This window comes from Nocardiopsis prasina DSM 43845 (genome assembly GCF_000341265.1).
GTDB lineage: Bacteria > Actinomycetota > Actinomycetes > Streptosporangiales > Streptosporangiaceae > Nocardiopsis > Nocardiopsis prasina.
On sequence record NZ_ANAE01000075.1, the window covers coordinates 25,847 to 45,108 of the forward strand.

19 protein-coding genes are annotated in these 19,262 nt (G+C 71.0%); 11 read left to right on the plus strand and 8 right to left on the minus strand.

Features of this window, described 5'->3' with window-relative positions:
- Positions 1-81 precede the first annotated feature (81 nt).
- The 3 genes from D452_RS0102780 to truB are packed head-to-tail and all read left to right on the plus strand — an operon-like array spanning position 82 to position 1,757.
- The gene (locus tag D452_RS0102780) at positions 82-378 is read left to right on the plus strand and encodes a DUF503 domain-containing protein (protein WP_017542630.1); all 297 of its coding nucleotides are present in this window, start codon (positions 82-84) and stop codon (positions 376-378) included.
- Positions 379-380: 2 nt separating this feature from the next.
- Positions 381-821, plus strand: coding sequence for a 30S ribosome-binding factor RbfA (rbfA, locus tag D452_RS0102785; RefSeq protein WP_017542631.1), 441 nt, complete (start codon positions 381-383; stop codon positions 819-821).
- Between the two features lie 57 nt (positions 822-878).
- The gene (gene truB / locus D452_RS0102790; RefSeq protein ID WP_017542632.1) at positions 879-1,757 is read left to right on the plus strand and encodes a tRNA pseudouridine(55) synthase TruB; all 879 of its coding nucleotides are present in this window, start codon (positions 879-881) and stop codon (positions 1,755-1,757) included.
- Here the strand turns inward: truB and D452_RS0102795 are convergent, their stop codons facing one another.
- The 3 genes from D452_RS0102795 to D452_RS0102805 all read right to left on the minus strand — a co-directional run bounded on the left by D452_RS0102795 (position 1,758) and on the right by D452_RS0102805 (position 3,485).
- Positions 1,758-2,171, minus strand: coding sequence for a type II toxin-antitoxin system VapC family toxin (locus D452_RS0102795; RefSeq protein ID WP_017542633.1), 414 nt, complete (start codon positions 2,169-2,171; stop codon positions 1,758-1,760).
- Positions 2,168-2,458: a hypothetical protein gene (locus D452_RS0102800; RefSeq protein ID WP_017542634.1), complete on the minus strand. Its 291-nt coding sequence runs from the start codon at positions 2,456-2,458 to the stop codon at positions 2,168-2,170. The genes D452_RS0102795 and D452_RS0102800 overlap by 4 nt, the downstream gene beginning before the upstream one ends.
- A 166-nt stretch (positions 2,459-2,624) precedes the next feature.
- On the minus strand, positions 2,625-3,485 hold the full coding sequence (locus D452_RS0102805; protein WP_017542635.1) for an alpha/beta fold hydrolase: 861 nt from the start codon (positions 3,483-3,485) through the stop codon (positions 2,625-2,627).
- 158 nt (positions 3,486-3,643) lie between these two features.
- On the opposite strand from D452_RS0102805, the gene D452_RS0102810 reads away from it, so the two are divergent.
- The 4 genes from D452_RS0102810 to D452_RS0102825 all read left to right on the plus strand — a co-directional run bounded on the left by D452_RS0102810 (position 3,644) and on the right by D452_RS0102825 (position 9,165).
- Complete coding sequence (locus tag D452_RS0102810) at positions 3,644-4,591, plus strand: bifunctional riboflavin kinase/FAD synthetase (protein ID WP_017542636.1); 948 nt, start codon at positions 3,644-3,646, stop codon at positions 4,589-4,591.
- A 255-nt stretch (positions 4,592-4,846) separates the two neighbouring features.
- Positions 4,847-5,116 carry a 30S ribosomal protein S15 gene (gene rpsO, locus D452_RS0102815; protein WP_017542637.1) on the plus strand — a complete coding sequence of 90 codons (270 nt, stop codon included), beginning with the start codon at positions 4,847-4,849 and terminating at the stop codon, positions 5,114-5,116.
- 286 nt (positions 5,117-5,402) lie between these two features.
- The gene (locus tag D452_RS0102820) at positions 5,403-7,718 is read left to right on the plus strand and encodes a polyribonucleotide nucleotidyltransferase (RefSeq protein ID WP_017542638.1); all 2,316 of its coding nucleotides are present in this window, start codon (positions 5,403-5,405) and stop codon (positions 7,716-7,718) included.
- A 112-nt stretch (positions 7,719-7,830) separates the two neighbouring features.
- Positions 7,831-9,165, plus strand: coding sequence for a M16 family metallopeptidase (locus tag D452_RS0102825; RefSeq protein ID WP_017542639.1), 1,335 nt, complete (start codon positions 7,831-7,833; stop codon positions 9,163-9,165).
- A gap of 75 nt (positions 9,166-9,240) precedes the next feature.
- Here D452_RS0102825 and D452_RS0102830 read toward each other — a convergent pair whose 3' ends face one another.
- From D452_RS0102830 to D452_RS0102840, 3 genes are all read right to left on the minus strand, one after another.
- Positions 9,241-9,726 (minus strand): Hsp20/alpha crystallin family protein, encoded by a 486-nt coding sequence (locus D452_RS0102830; protein ID WP_017542640.1) that lies wholly within the window; start codon positions 9,724-9,726, stop codon positions 9,241-9,243.
- A 49-nt stretch (positions 9,727-9,775) separates the two neighbouring features.
- A complete protein-coding gene (locus tag D452_RS0102835; RefSeq protein WP_275040706.1) occupies positions 9,776-11,371 on the minus strand; it encodes a BCCT family transporter in 1,596 nt (531 codons plus the stop codon).
- A 236-nt stretch (positions 11,372-11,607) separates the two neighbouring features.
- Positions 11,608-12,126, minus strand: coding sequence for a MarR family winged helix-turn-helix transcriptional regulator (locus tag D452_RS0102840; RefSeq protein ID WP_017542642.1), 519 nt, complete (start codon positions 12,124-12,126; stop codon positions 11,608-11,610).
- A gap of 239 nt (positions 12,127-12,365) precedes the next feature.
- Between D452_RS0102840 and D452_RS0102845 the strand changes: the two genes are divergently transcribed.
- From D452_RS0102845 to D452_RS0102860, 4 genes are read left to right on the plus strand one after another with little or no spacing between them, the layout of a single operon-like run.
- Complete coding sequence (locus D452_RS0102845) at positions 12,366-13,409, plus strand: polyprenyl synthetase family protein (RefSeq protein ID WP_017542643.1); 1,044 nt, start codon at positions 12,366-12,368, stop codon at positions 13,407-13,409.
- Positions 13,410-13,462: 53 nt separating this feature from the next.
- Positions 13,463-14,926, plus strand: a complete 1,464-nt coding sequence (crtI, locus tag D452_RS0102850; protein WP_017542644.1) for a phytoene desaturase family protein — start codon at positions 13,463-13,465, stop codon at positions 14,924-14,926.
- Entirely contained in the window at positions 14,926-15,882 is a 957-nt protein-coding gene (locus D452_RS0102855; RefSeq protein WP_017542645.1) for a phytoene/squalene synthase family protein, read from the plus strand. Before crtI ends, D452_RS0102855 begins: the two co-directional genes overlap by 1 nt.
- A gap of 47 nt (positions 15,883-15,929) precedes the next feature.
- Positions 15,930-16,937 carry a DUF5914 domain-containing protein gene (locus D452_RS0102860; protein WP_017542646.1) on the plus strand — a complete coding sequence of 336 codons (1,008 nt, stop codon included), beginning with the start codon at positions 15,930-15,932 and terminating at the stop codon, positions 16,935-16,937.
- On the opposite strand, the gene D452_RS0102865 is transcribed toward D452_RS0102860, so the two are convergent.
- Positions 16,901-18,475, minus strand: coding sequence for an FAD-dependent oxidoreductase (locus D452_RS0102865; RefSeq protein ID WP_017542647.1), 1,575 nt, complete (start codon positions 18,473-18,475; stop codon positions 16,901-16,903). The two genes, D452_RS0102860 and D452_RS0102865, sit on opposite strands and share 37 nt — an antisense overlap.
- Positions 18,472-19,206 (minus strand): class I SAM-dependent methyltransferase, encoded by a 735-nt coding sequence (locus D452_RS0102870; protein WP_017542648.1) that lies wholly within the window; start codon positions 19,204-19,206, stop codon positions 18,472-18,474. The genes D452_RS0102865 and D452_RS0102870 overlap by 4 nt, the downstream gene beginning before the upstream one ends.
- Positions 19,207-19,262: the final 56 nt, after the last annotated feature.

Consider the following 19,262-nt stretch of genomic DNA (forward strand, 5'->3'; position numbering starts at 1 on the left):
AGGACTGATCCACCTGGGGCCCCGGACGATCGTGTCCGGGGCCCCGCCTTTGACGGCTCACACAACACCACAGGTGATCACTTGTACGTTGGGGCGCTGACTCTGGACGTTCTCCTCGGAGACGTCCACTCGCTCAAACAGAAGCGCTCGATGGTGCGGCCCGTCGTCGCCGAACTGCGCCGGAAGTTCTCGGTGTCGGTCTCGGAGGTCGGCGAGCACGACCTCTACCGTCGGGCGAAGATCGGTGTCGCGGTGGTCGCGCCGACCGCCGCCCACGCCCGGGACCAGATGGACACCTGCGAGCGTTTCGTCGCGGGCCGTCCCGAACTGGAGCTGCTCTCCGCGAGGCAGCGGCTCTTCAACGAAGAGGAAGACTGACGATGGTTGACGCCGCACGCGCGCGAAAGATCGCCGACCGTATCCAGCGGATCGTCGCCGAGATGCTGGACCGGCGAATCAAGGACCCGCGCCTGGGTTTCGTCACCGTGACCGACGCCCGGATCACCGCCGACCTCCGGGACGCCACGGTGTACTACACGGTGTTCGGCACCCCCGAGGAGAAGGCGGCCAGCGCGGCAGCGCTGGAGAGCGCCAAGGGCGTGATCCGCAGTGAGGTCGGTCGCCAGACCGGCATCCGCCACACGCCCAGCCTGACCTTCGTCATCGACGAGGTGCAGGAGAACGCCCAGCACATCGAGAAGCTGCTGGTCGAGGCGCGCAAGTCCGACGAGGAGGTGGCCCAGAAGGCCACCGGTGCCAAGCACGCGGGTGAAGCCGACCCGTACAAGGCCCCTCGTGAGGACGAGGACGAGGACGAGTAACCGGATTCCCCCCGGGGCGGCGGCAGAGGCCGCCGCCCCTTTCCCAGAAGGAGCCCCATGGCCGACAGCGGTGTCGTGGTCGTCGACAAGCCCGCCGACTGGACCTCACACGACGTGGTCGCCAAGACCCGAGGTCTGGCGCGTACCCGACGCGTGGGCCACGCGGGCACCCTGGACCCGATGGCCACGGGGGTCCTGGTCCTGGGCATCGAGAAGGGCACGAAGCTGCTCGGTCACCTGACGCTGACCGAGAAGACCTATGAGGGCACGATCCGCCTCGGACTCGTGACCAACACCGACGACGCCGAGGGTGAGCCCGGAGTCCGGGTGGACGCCTCCGCCGTCACCGACGCGGACGTGCACGCGGCCGTCGCGAAGCTCACCGGCCCCATCCAGCAGGTTCCGCCGCAGGTCAGCGCGATCAAGGTGGACGGTAAGCGCGCCTACAAGTCGGCCCGGGAGGGCAAGGAGGTGGCGCTCAAGGCGCGGACGGTCACCGTCTCCCAGTTCGACGTGACGGCCATCCGGCACACCCCGGACGGTTTCGTGGACGTGGACGCGGTCGTCACCGCCTCCAGCGGCACCTACATCCGCTCGCTCGCCCGTGACATGGGCGCGGACCTGGCCGTGGGCGGGCACCTCACCGCCCTGCGCCGGACCCGGGTGGGCCCCTATGACCTGTCCCAGGCCCGCACCCTCGACGAACTCGCCAAGGAGTTCACCCAGATCCCCCTGGCCCAGGCGGTGGCCGCCGCGTTCCCGGTGCGGACCATGGACGAGACCGAGACCCGTGCCATCCGCCACGGCAACCGGATCGGGGAGAGCTCCCTGGGTGACGGGCCGGTGGGGCTGTTCGCCCCGGACGGCACCGTGGTCGCGCTGGGGGAGAACCGCCCCGGCCACATGAAGCCGGTCGTCGTCTTCTCTCCGGCCTGATCAGATCTTGATGACGGCGGCCCGGCCCGCGCACAGGGCCAGGAGGTCGTCCGGGTCGGAGGTCAGAATGACGGCGGGGGCCTCCGCCTGGAGCGCGGTGGCGCACAGCATCGCGTCGATCGCGTGTTTGTGGCCGTGGAGTCCTGCCTCGGAGAGCAGGGCGCACGCCGTTCGTGCGACCTGTTCCGTGACCGGCTCGACGGTGATCCGGGACAGGGTCCACTCCAGCGCCGGACGCCTGATCCCGGGGTGCACGACCTCCACGAGCGTGGCCGCACTGGTCAGGACGGTCATGTCGTCCCGGAGCGCGGTGGCGAGCCACTCACTGATCCGGCCGTCTCTGCGGATGGCCCCGGCGAGGCCCTCGCTGTCCAGAACGAGGGACCTGACCGATGTACGGGGGGCGGGACTCACGCGGCCTCGTCCTCTTTTCGCTTCTGCGCGGAACCAGACGCGCTGACTCCCTGCTCTTGCAGGGCCCGACGCATCTCGTCGCGTATCTCACTCATTCGTTCGTCCGTGACCGGGCCGTTCTCGGCCTCCAGCGTTTCGACCAGCTCAGCCAACTGGTCGCGTTGGACCTGGCGTCTGACCGCGTTGGTGACGTAGGCGGAGAGCCCGGAGCCGCCGCTACGGGAGCGCGCGTCCTCGGCGAGGTCCTCGGGAAGGGTGACAGAGTACTTCTTGGTGGCGCCGTTCATGACACTTATGCTACCCGTCATGCCACCGTCGTATTCGAGGGGTGGCTGGACGACTTTCTTGCTGAAGTCCGATGTCAGCGTGTTGTTCACAAGGGCGAAGATAGCGAGGCGTCACTGGATGTGTGCGGGTTTCGCGAAGATTCCCGGAGCCTTCTCGGAATCCGGGTCAGGGGCGCCGTGCGACCTCGTCCAGGAAGGCGGCGAGGGCGGCGGTCAGTTCGCCCGGCCGCTCCACCGAGGGCAGGTGTCCGGTCTCGGGCAGTTCCAGGAGGCGGGAGCCCCGGATTCCCTCCGTGTACCGGTCCGCGACCGCCTGGACCTGGGGAACCTCCGACAGGCCCTTGACCACGAGGGTCGGCACGGTGATCTCGTGCAGACGGTCCACCGCGGGGGCCTCGGGCCACTCGGGACGGTTGGCCGGGCTCGACCAGCGGCGGGCGTACATCTCACGGAGCATCAGCAACGACTGGTCCCAGGCCTCAAGGGGCATCTCCTCGGGGGAGCGCCCCGGGCCGAGCACCATGAACCCGGCCTGGACCTCGGCCATCGCGGCCACGTCGGAGGGGTCCGGGACCGCGTTGCCCTCCCGGTACGAGGACAGGCGCTCGTGCGGGACCGCCGCCAGGGCCATCTGCCGACCGGTCCGCAGGAAGGCCTCCGGCCACACGTATTCCGACATGCCGGGACACACCAGGGCCAGCGCGTTCACCCGGTCCGGGGCGGCCAGCGCCGCGTCGACCGCGTGGGCGCCGCCGAAGGAGGCACCCACCAGGGTGGCCTCGGCAATCTCCAGGGCGTCCATCAGGTCCAGCAGGTCCTCGTGGTGCCGGACCGGTCCCTCGTGATCGGCCGAACCCCCGTGGCCGCGCCAGTCGTAGCGCACCGCACGGTGGTTCGCGGACAGGGCCGCGAACTGGTGGTCCCACATCCTCCGGTCCGCCACTCCCGCGTGGACCAGGACGATCGCGGGTCCGGACCCGGCCTCGTCATAGGCCAAACGTGTCGTACCGGTGTCGATCATCGCCATCCGGGCACGGTAAACCGGGTGTCCGGCTCGTGCCAACCCGTCTTTGCCCTCGGCGGAGGGCGGGTGCGCCGGACCACACCGGGTGCGTGGCGGAAGAGGGGCCGTGACGTGGCACGCTTGACCCTGAACCGATCAGACGTGAGCGAAGGGGACCGAACGTGCTGCGATGGGACGGGCTGGGGGACATCCCCTCCGACTGGGGGCGGTCCGTGGCGGCGGTCGGTGTCTTCGACGGCGTGCACCGAGGACACCAGGCGATCCTGGCCGCCGCGCGCGCCCACGCCGACCGGCTCGGCCTGCCGGTGGTCGCGGTCACCTTCGACCCCCACCCCGAGCGGGTGCTGCGCGGAACCACCCCGGCGGTCCTCACCCCGGTCGACCGCCGCGTCGAGCTGATGGAAGCGCTCGGCGTCGACGCTGTATGCGTCCTGTCCTTCGACGAGGAGCTGTCGGCCCTCAGTGCCGAGGAGTTCGTACGGCTCGTGCTGTCCGACGGGCTCGGCGCCGCGGCTGTGGTGGTCGGGGAGGACTTCGCGTTCGGCCACCGGGCCGCCGGTAACGTCGCCGTGCTCGCCGACCTGGGCGAGAAGTACGACTTCGCCGTCGACGGGGTGCGCCTCGTCTCGGAGGGGGACACCATCACCTCCACGCGCGTGCGCTCGCTGTTGGGCGGGGGAGACGTGGACGCCGCCGCCGGACTCCTGGGCCGTCCGCACCGGGTCTCCGGGGAGATCGTGCACGGGGCCGCCCGCGGCCGAGAGCTCCTGGGCTTTCCCACCGCCAACATGGACCTGACCGCGGACGCGGCCGTGCCCGGGGACGGCGTGTACGCGGGGTGGCTGAGCCTCCTGGAGCCGGTCGAGGGGCACGAGTCGAGGTGGCCCGCGGCGGTCTCGGTGGGTACCAACCCCACGTTCGACGGCGCCGAGCGTACCGTGGAGGCCTACGCCCTGGACCGTGACGACCTGGAGTTGTACGGTCTGCGCATGGCGGTCGACTTCACCGCGCGCATCCGGGGACAGGAGCGGTTCGACGACATCGACGCGCTCATCGTGGCCATGCGCCGCGACGTCGACCGCTGCCGTGAGGTCCTCGGCGTCGCCTGAGTCCGTCGTCACCGGGCGACGGGGTCACGCGCCACGTCACCTGCGGTAGGGTGGGGTCCGTCCACGTGTGCCCGCGGCCGGTCACGCCCCCCTCCGGGAGCGGATTCCGCGGGAGCGCGGCGCACCCACGCCATCGGCGCAGGGCCGCGCGCACCACACGCGACGGTGACTGCTCGTACGCGCGGTCACCGCGTCTGAACCCTGCCACGTACCGGGGTTCGCCCCTGCGTACCGACTTCTCAGTGAAGGAGCGACGTGTCGATCGACACCGCCACCAAGGAAAAGATCATCGCCGAGTACGCCACCGTCGAAGGTGACACCGGCTCCCCCGAGGTCCAGATCGCGCTGCTCACGCACCGCATCACCGAGCTCACCGAGCACCTGAAGGACCACAAGCACGACCACCACAGCCGTCGTGGCCTGCTCCTGATGGTCGGCCGTCGCCGCCGTCTGCTCAAGTACGTGGCCAAGCAGGACATCACCCGCTACCGCTCGCTCATCGAGCGTCTGGGCCTGCGTCGCTAGGTCGTTTCGGAGGGAGTGGCCTCGGCCGCTCCCTCTTTGTTAGTAAGGTGTGACCAGAGTGGCGTCCGCGATAGGACGCCGCCCGCACCACCCGTGCCGCCACCCCGGACCCAGGGGTCGGTCCTCGGTAGTGGTCTCCGGACATCGCCCCGTACGGGCGAGCCGTGGGCTTCGATCGATGACCGACCGTCATCACCTCCGGGGCACGACACGGGAACAACATCGCCGTGCCACGGACCGGGAAGGTCCGGACGCGGCGCCCGCAACGTGTAACAGGAGGTCGCCCATGGAGGGCGTTTACTCGGCCGAAGCCGTCATCGACAACGGCAAGTTCGGCACCCGTACCATCCGCTTCGAGACCGGTCGTCTGGCCCGTCAGGCCGCCGGTTCGGCCACGGTCTTCCTGGACGACGAGACCGTCGTCCTGTCGGCGACCACCGCCTCGAAGCGCCCCAAGGAGAACCTCGACTTCTTCCCCCTGACGGTGGACGTCGAGGAGCGGATGTACGCCGCCGGCCGCATCCCCGGCTCGTTCTTCCGGCGTGAGGGCCGTCCGTCCGAGGACGCCATCCTCACCTGCCGTCTGATCGACCGGCCGCTGCGCCCGTCCTTCAAGAAGGGCCTGCGCAACGAGATCCAGATCGTCGAGACGATCCTCTCGCTGCACCCCGAGCACCTGTACGACGTCGTCGCCATCAACGCGGCCTCGATGTCCACGCAGATCGCCGGTCTGCCCTTCTCCGGCCCGATCGGCGGCGTCCGCGTCGCCCTGATCGACGGCCAGTGGGTCGGCTTCCCCACCCACGCCGAGCTTGAGGGCGCCACCTTCGACATGGTCGTCGCCGGCCGCGTCATGGCGGACGGCGACGTCGCGATCATGATGGTCGAGGCGGAGTCCACCACCAAGACCCTGAAGCTGGTCGCCGAGGGCGCCGTCGGCCCCAACGAGCAGACCGTCGCCGAGGGCCTCGAAGCGGCCAAGCCCTTCATCAAGGTGCTGTGCAAGGCCCAGCAGGCCGTGGCCGACCAGTCCAGCCGTGAGCAGGGCGAGTTCCCGATCTTCCTCGACTACGAGGACGACGCCTACGCCGCCGTCGAGGGCGCCGTGCGCGAGGAGCTCGTCAAGGCGCTCACCATCGCGGACAAGCAGGACCGCGAGGGCGAGCTCGACAAGATCAAGGCGTCGGCCGCCGAGAAGCTGGCCGAGGACTTCGAGGGCCGCGAGAAGGAGGTCAGCGCCGCCTTCCGCAGCCTCAGCAAGCAGCTCATGCGTGAGCGCGTCCTGCGCGACAAGGTCCGCATCGACGGCCGTGGTCCCAAGGACATCCGCCAGCTGAGCGCCGAGGTCGGCATCCTGCCCCGCGTGCACGGTTCGGCCCTCTTCGAGCGTGGCGAGACCCAGATCATGGGCGTCACCACGCTGAACATGCTGCGCATGGAGCAGACGGTTGACACGCTCAACCCGGACAAGACCAAGCGCTACATGCACAACTACAACTTCCCGCCCTACTCCACCGGTGAGACCGGTCGGGTGGGCTCGCCCAAGCGGCGCGAGATCGGGCACGGCGCCCTGGCCGAGCGGGCCCTGCTGCCGGTTCTGCCCGCCCGCGAGGAGTTCCCGTACGCCATCCGCCAGGTGTCCGAGGCCCTCGGGTCCAACGGCTCCACCTCGATGGGTTCGGTCTGCGCGTCCACCATGTCCCTGATGGCGGCCGGTGTGCCCCTGAAGGAGATGGTGTCGGGCATCGCGATGGGTCTGATCAGCGAGGGCGACGAGTTCGTCACGCTGACCGACATCCTCGGTGCCGAGGACGCCTTCGGCGACATGGACTTCAAGGTCGCCGGTACCCGTGACCTCATCACGGCGCTCCAGCTGGACACCAAGCTCGACGGCATCCCCGCCGAGCAGCTGGCCCTGGCGCTCCAGCAGGCCCGCGGCGCCCGTCTGGCCATCCTCGACGTCATGCAGGAGGCCATCGAGCGTCCGGCCGAGATGAGCCCGAACGCTCCGCGCATCCTCACCGTCAAGGTGCCCGTCGAGAAGATCGGTGAGGTCATCGGCCCGAAGGGCAAGATGATCAACTCGATCCAGGACGACACCGGCGCGGACATCTCGATCGAGGACGACGGCACCATCTACATCGGTGCCACCGACGGCCCCTCCGCCGAGGCGGCCCGGGACACGATCAACCAGATCGCGAACCCGACCATGCCCGAGGTGGGTGACCGCTACCTGGGCACCGTCGTCAAGACGACCGCCTTCGGCGCGTTCGTCTCGCTGCTGCCCGGCAAGGACGGTCTGCTGCACATCTCGCAGATCCGCAAGCTGCACGGCGGCCAGCGCATCGAGAACCTCGACGACGTGATCAGCATCGGCGAGAAGATCCAGGTCGAGATCCGCGAGATCGACGACCGCGGGAAGCTCTCCCTGGTGCCCGTCGAGGTCGTGGAGTCCGAGGCCGCCAAGTCCGACAAGCCCGAGGCCGCCCCCGCGGCTCCCGCGGCCGCGGACGAGGACGCCGACAACGGTGACGACAAGTCCGAGGGCGCCCCGCGCCGTCGTCGTCGCCGCAGCTCGGGCGGGCGTTCCGAGAACACCTGATCCACGCCTGTTCGACCCTGTACGGGGCGGTCGCGTCTGCACGACGCGGCCGCCCCGCCGTCGTCCCGGGCGTATGCTCTGCTGGATGTCCCGACGCGAAGAAGAAGGATTCATGAGTTCTGTCCCCATCGCCGCCGAGCAGGAGCCGGGAACGACCGTGACGCTGCTGGAGCCCGACGGCGGTTCCGGTCTGGTGCGTCGGACGGTGCTGCCCGGCGGCCTGCGCGTGGTCACCGAGAACATCCCCGGGGGCCGCTCCGCCGCCTTCGGGATCTCGGCCACCACCGGCTCCCGTGACGAGGACTCCGCGCACGCGGGGTCGGCGCACTTCCTGGAGCACCTGCTTTTCAAGGGGACCGGGACCCGGTCGGCGCTGGAGATCTCCGCGCTGCTGGACGGGGTGGGCGCCGACCACAACGCGTACACCACCAAGGAGCACACCTGCTACTACGCGAAGGTCCTGGACCGGGACCTGCCGCTGGCGGTGGACGTGGTGGGCGACATGGTCGCCAACTCGGTCCTGGACGAGGGCGAGGTGGAGACCGAGCGCGGCGTGATCCTGGAGGAGATCGCCATGTACGAGGACGAGCCCGCCGACCTGGTGGACGACGTCTTCGCGGAGCACTTCTTCGGTGACACCCCGCTGGGGCGCCCGATCCTCGGCACCACGGACTCCATCAAGGCGCTGTCCCGCGAGCGGATCGCCGAGCAGTACCGGGACGCGTACGTGCCCTCGGAGCTCATCGTGACGGCGGCGGGCAGTCTGGACCACGAGAGCGTCGTGGAGCAGGTGCGAGCCATGTTCGCCAACCGGCTCGGCGCCGCCGGTGACGCCCGTCCGTCCCGCCCGCGCGGCGCCGGTGAGCCGGTGCGGACCTTCGGTGGCACGGTCGTGCAGCCGCGTGAGACCGAGCAGGCGCACATCATCCTGGGTTCGGAGGGGCTGACCCGCACCGACCCGCGCTGGCACGCCCTGAGGCTGCTCAGCGCCGCGTTGGGCGGTGGCATGTCGTCGCGTCTGTTCCAGGAGGTGCGGGAGAAGCGCGGCCTGGCCTACGCGGTGCACGCCTACCACACGGCCTACGCCGACACCGGCACCTTCCAGATCTACGCGGGCTGCCTGCCGGAGAAGGCCGACGAGGTCATCGGGGTCTGCCGGGACGAGCTGGCCAAGGTCGCCGCCTCCGGCATCACCGCCGAGGAGCTGACCCGCGCCAAGGGGCAGATCCAGGGCGCCATGGTGCTGGGCAGCGAGGGCACCAACGCCCGGATGGGTCGTCTGCTCGCGCACGAGCTCACCCAGCCGCGCCACTTCTCCATCGACGAGGACCTGGCCCGGTTCGACGCCGTCACCCAGGCCGACGTCGCCGAGGTCGCCGCCGAGCTGCTGGCCCGGCCGAGGGCGCTGGCCGTGATCGGCCCGTACGAGGCCGACCGGACCTTCTGAGGCCCCACAGAAGAGGGGAGCCCGTGACCGTCGCTGGTCACGGGCTCCCCTTTCGCGTTGCCCGAGTCCTTCGGGCTACAACGGGCGTCCCCGAGGCCGACCGCGCTTCTTGATCGCGATCTGCCGGGGTCCACCGGTGTGGGCGCCCCCGTGGACGACGACCTCCAGGAGGCCGTCGCCGAAGGCCGCCTCCACGTCCTCGTCGTCGATGTCCTCGGGAAGACTGATCTCACGCCGGAACGAGCCCATGAAGCGCTCGGAGGTGTAGTAGATCGTGCTGTCGTCCTCCTCGCGGTGCCGCTCGCCGCTGATGACGAGCACGCCGTGCGCCAGGCTGACGGAGACCTCGGTCTCCTTGACCCCGGGCAGCTCCGCTCGGATGACGAGGTCGCGGCCCTTGGCCAGGATGTCCGTGGACGGGCTCCAGGCGTCGGCGAACGTCCTCTCGCGCTCACCCACCTGGGTGGTCTCGATCGTGGAGATCGTGTCCGACATCCTGTTCATCTCGGTGATCATGTCCACCACCCCGTGGAAGGGGTTGCTGAACCTCTTGGGTGCCACCGTTACCTCCTCAATGCGCCGTCGGTGGCGCTCCGTCCACCTTCAGGAACTACTGGTCCCTACTGTGCCCGGTCCCGGAACGGGACCGGTCCTCGCCCCGCACCTTCTTGGGCTCGCCCGGGGCGCGTTCGGTCCCCAGGCCCTTGAACAGACCCGCCACCATGAACAACAGGATCACGGCGAAGGGCAGACCGGTGATCACCGACGCCGCCTGTAGCGCCGAGAGCGCGTCGTCGCCGCCGGCCACCAGGAGGATCCAGGTGACACCGCCCAGACAGACGGCCCAGAAACCGCGCTGGATGCGGTTCGGATTCTTGGTACCGCCGTTGGTCAGCATGTCCACGACCAAGGAGCCGGAGTCCGCGGAGGTGATGAAGAAGATGGCCACGACCGCCAGCAGCCACACGGCGGCGATCACGGCGACCACACCGGTGATCGGAAGTGCTTCCAGCAGGGTGAACGCCGCCTGCGCCTCGTCTCCCTCGATGAAGTTGGCCCTGCCCGCCAGGTCGTAGAAGAGCCCCGAGCCGCCGAACACACCGAACCACAGGACGCAGACGGCGGTGGGGGCGAACAGGGCGCCGATCACGAACTCGCGGATGGTGCGGCCGTAGGAGATTCGGGCCAGGAAGATGCCGACGAAGGGCGCCCAGGAGATCCACCATCCCCAGTAGAAGATGGTCCAGGCCTGGACCCACTCGGCGGCCTGCGCGTCGACCCGGGGACTGGGGAACGACAGGCTCCACGAGACGAGGTTGCTCAGGTACTCGCCGGTCGCGGTGGTGGTGCTCGCGATGATCCACAGCTTGGGTCCGACCGCGAAGACGAACGCCAACAGGATGAAGGCCAGCCACAGGTTGATCACCGACAGCCGGCGCAGACCCTTGTCGATGCCCGACAGTACGCTGAACAGCGCCACCGCAGTGATGACCGCGATGATCACGGTCTGGACCAACGCGTTGTTCGGAACCCCGAACACGTCGCTGAGTCCGCCGTTGATCTGGAGGGTGCCCAGACCGAGGGACGTGGCCAGACCGAAGATCGTGCCGAACACCGCGAGGATGTCGACGACGTTGCCGGGCCAGCCGAAGGCGCGGTCGCCGAGCAGCGGGTAGAGCGCGGAGGCCGGGCGCAGGGGCAGGCCCTTGCGGTAGGCGAAGTAGCCGAGGGAGAGCCCCAGGGCGATGTAGACGGCCCAGGGGTGGAAGCCCCAGTGGAAGAACGTGAGTGCCAGCGACTCCGACGCCGCTTCGGGCAGCGGAACGCCGTCCGGACCGGGCATGAGCGAGGCGTCACGCGGCCAGTGCAGGTGCTCGATGGGCTCGGCCACGCCCCAGAAGACCAGTCCGATGCCCATACCCGTGGTGAAGAGCATCGCGAACCAGGCGAGTGTGCTGAACTCGGGCCGTGAGTCGTCCGGTCCGAGTCGGATACTCCCGTACTTGCTCAGCATCAGGAAGACCGCGGTGCCCACGAAGAACACCGTCGCCAGGACGTAGATCCAGCCGACCTGTTCGCCGAGCCATGTGCGGGTGCTCTCGGTGGCCTCCAGCATGGGGCCCGTGAACGCGACGCCCATGATGATGAAGGCGATGATCACGAGGCCCGAAACGCCGAAGACCGTGGGGTTCGTCTTTTCTTTTATGTATGTGCGCAGGGATGAGATGGTGTCTCCTTCCCGACACCGCCGGGGGACCAACGGTGTTTGGGAGAGTCTGCCGGTCCCGCTGCCGGCCACGGATGGGTCCCGTGGGATGTTAGGGCCGTTGGTCCCTGGCAGCAAAGTAAAGCCGCGAGTTGGAGTGTTCCGACAAAAACGGCATGACGGACTTGAGTCCCGTGCGTCGCAGTGTTCGCGGGACCCGGAGGGCACTCGGAAAATCAGGGACCGGGCGGTTTCGTGGTGATCAGTTCCTCAAGGGTGAGGCCCACGCGACCCAGCCAGTCCGCGATCACCTCGAGTTCCGCGTCGGTGTAACCGGAGTGCAGGTCGGTCATGGCCTGGCGCATGCCCGGCGCGGGGGGGCCGAGCGCGCTTTCGGCGCCCTCCAGCAGTCGCACGGCGATCTTGCGCCGGTCCAGCGGGTGCGGCGCCCGCTCGACCAGTCCGTGCGCCTCAAGCCGGTCCACGACGCCGGTCACGGAGCCGGTGGACAGGCAGAGGCTGTCGGCGATCTCGCCGGGCGTCATGGTGCCGCTCGCGCGCAGCAGTGTGTAGCACTGGAAGTCGGTCGGGTTCATGCCCGTGCGGTCGGCCATGCGGTGCAGGAGCCGGACCAGGCGTACCGCGAGCTGCTGCCCGTCGCTCTGGAGCGCCTCGTACAGCTCCCCACGTGTCCTGTGACCGTGGCCGTCTCCGAGTGCCTTCGCAGGAGGCTCGGTGCTGGGCACGGTGTCCATGGATCTCCCTACCGCTCCGTGAACGGTCCCTCCGGTCACTTGTCGTCGAGTCTAGGCCGCCTCCCAAGTGTCGCTTGGCCGCGGAGAGGGCCGCGTGAAATGATCTCCAGAGTAAGATGCTCGGTTTCCAAGGTATTTCCCGAAAAATCGGACACTCACTGGGGGTAGCCATCACCGTCTCACCTGCGGACACACTGGAGGAACCGCTTCCCACCGACCTCGACGGTGTTCGGGACGCGGTGAACGGGCTCCTGGCCGGATACCTCGGACACAGGGTCACAGAGGCGTGCGGGACCGACCGCGACTTCGCGGCGGAACTCTGCGCGAGGATGTCCGCCTTCACACTGCACGGGGGCAAGGGACTGCGCTCCGTCCTGGCCTGGTGGGGCTGGCTCGCCGGTGGGGGCGCGGACACCGGCCCCGGCGCGAGGTCGGCTCTGCGGGCGTGCTCGGCGGTCGAGGTCCTCCAGTCCTTCGCCCTCGCGCACGACGACGTGATGGACGCCGCCCCGCTCCGGCGCGGTGCCCCCTCCTTCCACACCGTGTACACGACACAACACCGGGAGCGCGGCCTGCGCGGGGACGCGCGCCGCTACGGCGAGTCCCTCGCGATCCTGGTCGGCGACCTCGCCATGGTCTGGGCCGACGACCTCCTGCACGAATCCCTGGCCGACCTGCCCACCGGGTCCGCCGCGCACGCGGTGTGGCGGGACATGCGGACCGAGGTCATCGCGGGACAGTTCCTCGACCTCAGCGCCCAGGCCCACGGCGACCGCTCCGAGGAAGGGGCGATCCGCATCGACCAGCTCAAGACCGCGACCTACACGGTCGAACGTCCCCTGCACATGGGCGCAGTGATGGCCGGGACCGACGAGGGCACGGTGACAGCCCTGCGGGCCTACGGCACCGACGTGGGCGTCGCCTTCCAGCTGAGGAACGACCTGATGGACGCCTATGGCGCCCCCGACCACACCGGGAAGCGAACCGGCGAGGACCTGCGGGAGGGCAAGAACACGCTGCTCTTGGCCTGCGGGGTCCGGATGGCGGCCGAGACGGGGGACCTCGCGGCCCAGCGGGTGCTCGCCCGGGTCGGCCACCCCTCCGAACGGGTGGACGCCGAGGAGGCGGCCCGCGCGCTGGAGCGGGTCGGCGCCCGTGAGGAGGTCCGCGGCCGCTGCCGACTCCTGGCCGAACGCGGACTGGGGCGGATCCGCGGACTCGATCTCCACCCCGCAGTCTCCGAAGGCCTGCACCGCTTCGCCGAGACGGCGGCCCGTACGTGAACCCCGCACCGAGAGGACCCGTCGACGTGCCCCAGAGGAACGGTAGGGACCCCGTGGTCGTGGTGGGAGCCGGACTGTCCGGACTCTCCTGCGCGCTCCACTTGCTGGGAGCCGGACGGGAGGTGGTGGTGGTCGAACGCGAGGACCACCCCGGCGGGCGCGCCGGGCGCCTGGACATGGACGGTTTCCGCGTCGACACCGGGCCGACCGTGCTCACCATGCCCGAACTCCTCGAGGAGGCGTTCGCCGCGGTCGGGGAGTCGGTCCGCGACCGCCTCGAACTCCTGCCGCTGGCACCCGCCTACCGGGCGGCCTTCACCGACGGCTCCACCGTGGACGTCCACACGGACCGCGAACGGATGGCCGCCGAGGTGGCCAGGGTCGCGGGCCTCCGGGAGGCGGTGGGGTACCTGCGGCTGCGGGACTGGCTCACCCGCCTGTACGAGGTGGAGATGCGCTCGTTCATCGACGCGCGCTTCGACTCACCCCTCGACCTGCTCGGCCCCGACCTCGTCCGGCTCGCCGCGATGGGCGGGTTCGACCGGCTGTCCAGGGCGGTCGGCCGCCACCTGAAGGACGAGCGCCTGCGCCGGATCTTCTCCTTCCAGTCGCTCTACGCCGGGGTCGCCCCGGACCGGGCCCTGGCCGCCTACGCGGTCATCGCGTACATGGACACCGTGGCGGGCGTCCACTTCCCCAAGGGCGGGATGCGCGCCATGGGCGAGGCACTGGCGGGCGCCGCAGCCAAGGCCGGGGCGGTCCTGCGCTACGGGGAGTCGGCGCACCGCCTGGAACGCCGGGGGGACCGGGTCACGGCGGTCATCACCGGGAACGGGGAACGTCTGGCCTGCGACCACGTGGTGCTCACCACCGACCTCGCTGCCGCGCACCGGCTGCTCGACCACCGCCCCCGGCGCCCGGTACCGCACCGGTACTCCCCGTCCGCGGTGGTGCTCCACCTGGGCACCGACCGCACCTGGGACCAGCTGGCCCACCACACGATCTCCTTCGGCACGCAGTGGGAGCGCACCTTCACCGAGATCATCGACGAGGGCCGGACCATGAGCGATCCCTCGCTCCTGGTCACCCAGCCCACCGTCACCGACCCGAGCCTGGCGCCCGAGGGCCACCACCTCCTGTACGTGCTGGCGCCCGCGCCCAACCTGGCCGCCGCCGACATCGACTGGGACACCGAGGGCCCCCGCTACAGGGACCGGATGGTGGCCGTCCTCGAAGCCAGGGGGATGACCGGCCTGGACGCCTCGGTACGCGCCGAACACATGGTCACGCCCGCCGACTGGGCACGACAGGGACTGGCCCGGGGCACTCCCTTCTCCCTCGCCCACACCTTCGCGCAGACCGGGCCCTTCCGGCCGCGCAACACCGTCCCCGGAACAGCCAACGCGGTCCTGGCCGGGTGCGGCACCACCCCCGGGGTGGGCCTGCCGACGGTCCTCATCTCAGGGAAACTGGCGGCCGCGCGCGTCGTGGCCGGAACGGAGCGGCGCGCACGATGATGACCTCAGCCACGGGGGAACTGGACGCCGCGGGGATCGAGGCGGGGAGGCTGCGGGCCGACTACCTCCTGTGCCGCGCGCTGCACGCCCGCCACGGCCGCACCTACTTCGCCGCCACGCGGGTGCTCCCGCCCGAGCGCCGCCCCGGCATCCACGCCCTCTACGGGTTCGCGCGCTGGGTGGACGACATCGTCGACGAACCCGGCGCGGACACCACCCCGGACGACCAGCGGGCCCGGCTGGACGAGATCGGGGCCGACATGGACACCGCGTTCACGGGAGGGGAACCGCGTGAGCCGGTGCTGCGGGCCCTCGCGCACACTGTGGAGAGGTACGGCCTCCCGAGCGACTACTTCACGGCGTTCATGGCGTCCATGCGGATGGACCTCGACACCACGGCCTACCGGGACCTTCCCCACCTGCGCGAGTACATGTACGGGTCGGCGGCGGTGATCGGACTCCAGGTGCTGCCGGTCCTGGGGACGAGCGCGCCCAGGGAGGAGGCTGCGCCGCACGCCGCTGCGCTGGGGGAGGCCTTCCAACTCACGAACTTCCTCCGCGACGTGGCGGAGGACCTGCGCAGGGGTCGCGTCTACCTGCCCGCCGACGTCCTGGACGCGCACGGCGTGGACCGGCCGCTCCTGGAACACTGCGCGGTCACCCGTCGGCCCGACCCCCGGATGCGGGGCGCCCTCGCCGCGCTCGTGGAGGCCAACCAGGAGTTCTACCGCGAGGCGGAGCCGGGCATCGCGATGCTCTCACCGGTCGCCCGACCGTGTGTCACCACCGCCTTCCGGCTCTACCGCGCCATCCTGGACGAGATCACCGCCGCCGACTTCGACGTGTGGAGCGTGCGCCACCGCGTCTCCGACACCCGCAAGCTGGCGGTGGCCGCGCCCGCCCTGGCCCGGGCGCTGTGGGCGCGGACCGTGCCCCGCCCCAGGGCCGGCACCTGACCCTCCCGGAAGGGAGGGGACCGACAGAGGCCGCTGAGGAGGCACCCATGACTCTGCCCGACCCCGAGCCGCGCCGTCTGCCGCTGCGGCGCATGCCCAGGAGCACCTGGGCGCGACAGGAACCGACCTGGCGCGAGGCCTCGCCCTCTGTCATCGGCCAAGCCCTCAAGCGGGCCCTCGCCCGCCCCTCCGGGAACTGGTTCGTGCTGGCCGCCAGCTCCGAGGTGCGCACGGACCGGCCGTTCGGACGGGTGGTGTCCGGAACCGAGCTCGTCGCCTGGCGCACTCCGGACGGGACCGCGCACGCGGGTCCCGGTGCCTGTCCCCACCTGGGGGCGCCGCTGTGCCGCGGAGCGGTGGCGGAGGGGCGCCTGGTGTGCCGCTGGCACGGGCTCTCACTGGAGTCCGGGGGGATGCCCGGATGGAGCCCGTACCCGGTGCACGACGACGGCGTGCTCGTGTGGGTCCGCCTGGACGAATGCGGAGGAGAGGAGCCGACGGAGGCCCCCGTCGTCCCGGAGCGCCCGAGGGCGGACACGAGCATCGCGGCGGTGGAGAGCCTGGCGGGACGCTGCGAACCCGAGGACGTGGTCGCCAACCGGCTCGACCCCTGGCACGGCTCGTGGTTCCACCCCTACTCGTTCGTCGGCCTGAGGGTGACCGAGGTCCCGCGGGGGCCGGACCCCGACCCGGACCGGCTGGTCGCGGACGTGGGGTTCCGGGTGGCGGGCCGGTGGGGCGTGCCGGTCCGGGCCGAGTTCACCTGCCCGGAACCGCGCACCGTCGTCATGCGCATCATCGAGGGGGAGGGGACGGGCAGCGTGGTGGAGACCCACGCCACCCCGCTCGGCACCGACCGCGACGGGGTGCCGCGCACCGCCGTGATCGAGGCGACGGTGGCGGCGTCCGGGCGCACGGGTTTCGCCCTGGCCCGGCGCGTGGCGGGCGCGGTGCGGCCCGCGGTGCGGCTGGTGGCGCGCCGTCTGTGGAAGGACGACCTCGCCTACGCCGAGCGCCGCTACCTGCTGCGGACCTCCGGTCGCTGGCCCGGCTGACGGGCGACCCGGGCCAGGCCGCGCAGGACCGCGTCGCGCCCCCGCCGGGGCACGGTCCACAGCGTGTGCCCCGGCAGTCCCCAGTGCGACAGCAGCGCGTTCGCGGCGCTCAGCCCCGTGGTGGCGGCCCCCTCCATGAGCGCGACCGGCAGGTCGACGCGGACGTGGTCACCCGCCACCACCAGGGTGGGGTCGGGTGTGGTCACCGCACAGCGGTCCCGGTATCCGCCCGGCGGGAAGAGCGCGCAGTCCGCGCGCAGTTCGTGTCGCGCGTCCACCTCGCGCGCCGCCGCCAGCTCCGGGTAGACCGCCGTCGCCTGCTCCCACAGCGACTTCCGCTCCGCGGCGGGGTCGTGGTCCTCGGGCAGCGCGTAGGCGTGCAGCTCCACCACGGAGCCGCCGGTGCGCGCGGCCCACTCCCGCGCCTGGTCCTCGTAGCGGTCCAGGACGCTCACGTTGTCAAGCGTCGGATACCCGGCGGTGCCCAGGAAGGCCTGCCGGTGCGGCCGGACCGGGTGGTCCAGCCAGTAGCGGGAGACCAGGAACGGCGGCGCGGACCCGATCCCCGCGACCCGTTCGCGCCAGGCGGCCGTCCCGAGCCCGGGGGAGGCCGCCACGAGGGCGCGCAGCCCGCGCGGATCGGCGGCCAGCACCACCGCGTCGAACTCCTCCCGGTCGTCATCCCCGCCCTCGCGCCAGGTGACCGCGTGGGGCAGGTGCTCCCCGGGAGTGACCCGCTCCGCCTCGACCCCCGTCCGGAAGCGCACCCCGGCCCGGCGCAGGTAGCCCTCCAGGGGATTCCACAGGGCCTGGGGGAAGGGCGAGCGCGGAACGTCGAACACCAGGCCCTCGGAGGACCCGAGGAAGTAGACGTGGAACATGACGGCCATCTCGGCGGCGGAGAGCCGCTCCGGCTCGGCGAAGAAGCTCCGGCTGAAGACCTCGAAGGCCAGGTGGCGGGCGGAGCGCGGGAAGCGGGTCACCTCCAGCAGTTCCCGGGCGCTGCGGTGTCCCAGGCGTTCGTGCACCCCGGGCACGTCCGCGTCCAGGAGCTGGAGCACCGCCGGGACGTTCACACCGGCCAGTTCCGAGACGGGGAAGCTCCGACTCGTCGCGGCCAGCGCGAACGCGTTCCACGGCGGGGTGGTGGGAAGGTTCGAGAAGCGGTCACGGGATCCGGACCGGTGCACCAGCGGGTAGTCGGACAGCGGCACCAGCGATTCCAGGCCGGGGTCCGCGCGCCGGAGCAGTCCGCGCAGGTTGTAGTACTGGCGAAAGAAGGCGTGGAATCCGCGGCTCATGGTGGCCGTGCTGCCGTCGGCGAGGGTGGTGTCCCACCCTCGAAGGCGTCCGCCGAGCCCGTCCTCACGCTCGAACACCACCACCTCCGATCCGCGCTCAGCCAGCCCGCACGCGGCGGCCAGTCCGGCGATGCCCCCGCCCACCACCGCGACACGGGGAGCGCTCTCCGGGCGCCGCCCACGCGGCGCGGGGGCGGGGATCCGCTCGGCTCGGGGGTCGTTGACGTCGGGGTTCACGGCCTGGCCCCCACGAAGGTGTGCGTGATGCCGTACCGCCAGCCCGGCATGGGCGCGCTGGCCACCGACCCCAGCCCGGCCGCCCGCATGCGTTCCAGCAGGGTGGCGCGGCCGTCGAAGTCCAGGACGCTGCGCCACAGGTACCGGAACAGGTCGTCCCGACCGGCCAGGGCCCGGCCCGCCGGGATCACCACGCCCCAGCACACGGCGCTCCACACCGCGCGGGCGGCGACGGAGTCCGCTACGGAGTACTCGTGCAGCGCCAGCCGGCCGCCCGGACGCAGCAGCTCGCGCACACGCGCCAGGAAGGCGTCCGGGTCGGGGACGTTGCGCACCAGGTAGGCGGCGAACACCGCGTCGGCCGGCCCGCCGAGCACCTCCTCCGCCCACTCCGGGGTGAGGTCCTGGGCGCGTGCCAGGTGGAAGGTGACGCCGCTCGGCCAGTCCTTGGCCGCCGCCTCGAGCAGCATGCCCTCGGACGAGTCCACACCGACGATCCGGGCCCTCGGGTACTCGCGGGCCAGCGCGGCGGTCGAGGCTCCCGTGCCGCAGCCGAGGTCGACCAGAACCCGGTCCGCGCCCAGGCCCGGGAGGAACAGGCGCCGCGCCGACGTGCGCAGGTCCTGGTGGTAGCCGGGGCTGGAGGCGACCAGTCGGTCGTAGGCCGGCGCGGCGAGGTCGAACTCCTCGGTGACGGCGGCGGTCTTCATCCGCTCGGTCGATGTGGTCATCGGTCCTCCGGAATGGTCGGGGTGGTCGAGGGACTTCGACCGCCGCAAGGGCCATG

What these genes read in the sequence shown, in the direction of transcription:
- rbfA (WP_017542631.1), top strand. Translation starts at nt 381, where the DNA reads ATGGTTGACGCCGCACGCGCGCGAAAGATCGCCGACCGTATCCAGCGG.
- truB (WP_017542632.1), top strand. Translation starts at nt 879, where the DNA reads ATGGCCGACAGCGGTGTCGTGGTCGTCGACAAGCCCGCCGACTGGACC.
- D452_RS0102800 (WP_017542634.1), bottom strand. Translation starts at nt 2,458, where the DNA reads ATGAACGGCGCCACCAAGAAGTACTCTGTCACCCTTCCCGAGGACCTC.
- D452_RS0102805 (WP_017542635.1), bottom strand. Translation starts at nt 3,485, where the DNA reads ATGGCGATGATCGACACCGGTACGACACGTTTGGCCTATGACGAGGCC.
- D452_RS0102820 (WP_017542638.1), top strand. Translation starts at nt 5,403, where the DNA reads ATGGAGGGCGTTTACTCGGCCGAAGCCGTCATCGACAACGGCAAGTTC.
- D452_RS0102825 (WP_017542639.1), top strand. Translation starts at nt 7,831, where the DNA reads ATGAGTTCTGTCCCCATCGCCGCCGAGCAGGAGCCGGGAACGACCGTG.
- D452_RS0102840 (WP_017542642.1), bottom strand. Translation starts at nt 12,126, where the DNA reads ATGGACACCGTGCCCAGCACCGAGCCTCCTGCGAAGGCACTCGGAGAC.
- D452_RS0102855 (WP_017542645.1), top strand. Translation starts at nt 14,926, where the DNA reads ATGACCTCAGCCACGGGGGAACTGGACGCCGCGGGGATCGAGGCGGGG.
- D452_RS0102860 (WP_017542646.1), top strand. Translation starts at nt 15,930, where the DNA reads ATGACTCTGCCCGACCCCGAGCCGCGCCGTCTGCCGCTGCGGCGCATG.
- D452_RS0102870 (WP_017542648.1), bottom strand. Translation starts at nt 19,206, where the DNA reads ATGACCACATCGACCGAGCGGATGAAGACCGCCGCCGTCACCGAGGAG.